The 1438-nt window shown below is 36.6% G+C and carries 3 protein-coding genes; all 3 read left to right on the forward strand.

The features are described from left to right. Nucleotides 1-687: (Fe-S)-binding protein (locus M901_RS12385; protein ID WP_034722085.1), on the forward strand; the 687-nt coding region annotated here is incomplete at its 5' end. Continuing rightward, on the forward strand, nt 668-1252 hold the full coding sequence (locus M901_RS12390; RefSeq protein ID WP_034722087.1) for a hypothetical protein: 585 nt from the start codon (nt 668-670) through the stop codon (nt 1250-1252). The genes M901_RS12385 and M901_RS12390, both read left to right, overlap by 20 nt. Further along, nucleotides 1231-1438, forward strand: a 208-nt coding sequence (locus M901_RS18070) for a hypothetical protein (protein WP_034720627.1), incomplete at its 3' end; no start/stop codon positions are given. The genes M901_RS12390 and M901_RS18070, both read left to right, overlap by 22 nt.

Raw genomic sequence — 1438 nt, forward strand, 5'->3', positions numbered from 1 at the left:
GATGCTTCTAACCAAAAGGTTGTTCAAGACACTGTTAAGCTTCTTAAGAAAGCCGGTGTTAGCTTTGCAGTTATGGGTAAAACAGAGAAATGTAATGGTGACCCAATCAGAAGATTTGGTGATGAGTACTCATTCTATGAAATTGCCATCGAAAACATTGCCAATATGAGACAATATGACTTTGGAAAAGTTGTAACTCACTGTCCTCACTGTCTTCATACAATTGGTAAAGAATATGCAAAATTTGAAGATGGAGAATTTGAGACAGTACACCACACTGAACTTCTTGCAGACCTACTGAGATCTGGAAAACTTAAGCCAGAGAAAAAGGTTGATGAGAATCTCTCATTCCACGATCCATGCTATCTTGGACGTCATCATGGTGAATATAACGCACCTAGAGAAATCCTTGAAGCTTCTGGTGTTCAGATCAAAGAAATGGATAAGAATAAAGACACGGCCCTATGCTGCGGTATGGGTGGTGGAAATATGTGGTACGAAGTTGAAGCTGGTAAAGACCTTGCCGGAGAAAGACTTGCTCATGTTGGTGAGAAAAAGGTTGAGAAGTTGGCGACGGCCTGTTCTTTCTGTATGATTAACTTTAAAGGTGGAATCAGCGAAAAAACAGGAACAGAAAACCTTGAAATTGAAGACGTTGCATCAATTCTTGCTAAAACTATCGACTAGTTTAGTTATATTAGGTCAGGCCCAAGTGGCCTGGCCTTCTTCAAATCATTCCCCTGACTACGGTTTCATTCAAAAACTCGAATCACTTGTTAAAGTCAATGATGCCAAACTCTTAAATAAGAAGACTCAAAAGAAACAAATCATAGGTGCCAACGCCAAAGTTGAGCTAACTCCTGAGCAAATAAAAGAGATTATTTTCTATAGCCCTGAGAATAGCCTCAAACTCTTTCTTAATAATAACTGCTCTATTTATACTTTCTTAAATCATAATGTTTTGTATCTTAAGAATAATCCCTTAGATAATGTTGAAGTCTATATTGAGACTGACGGGAAAAGAGAAAAGGCCATTATTCCAACAACTCTCTTTCTTCAAAATTATACAAAAGAAAACTGTAAGCTCTCTTTTCAACAAAGAGACTTCTTTGAGCCTAAGAGAATTAAGAAGACTCTTGAAAAAATAACTCCGGCGCTTCCAAAAGATAAAGACCAGTGCAAGGAACAATGGAAGAAATGGCAATTCAATATAAATACTGAGCATTATTTGTGCGATCTCTACAAAAAATAAGTATCGCCAATAAGGCCGAAGCCTTCTTAAAGAATAACCCCGAACTGAATCTATCGGAAAGATCAAAAATTAATGCTCTTAGAAGGGAGAGAAACTCATACTTAACAGAGTTTAATGAACTTCAAAGATCATACTTTTCAAACCTTTGTCAGAATTATCATGATCAAGAAAATTTTTGTAATTCAT

This window comes from Bacteriovorax sp. DB6_IX (assembly GCF_000447775.1).
Taxonomy (GTDB): Bacteria; Bdellovibrionota; Bacteriovoracia; order Bacteriovoracales; family Bacteriovoracaceae; genus Halobacteriovorax_A.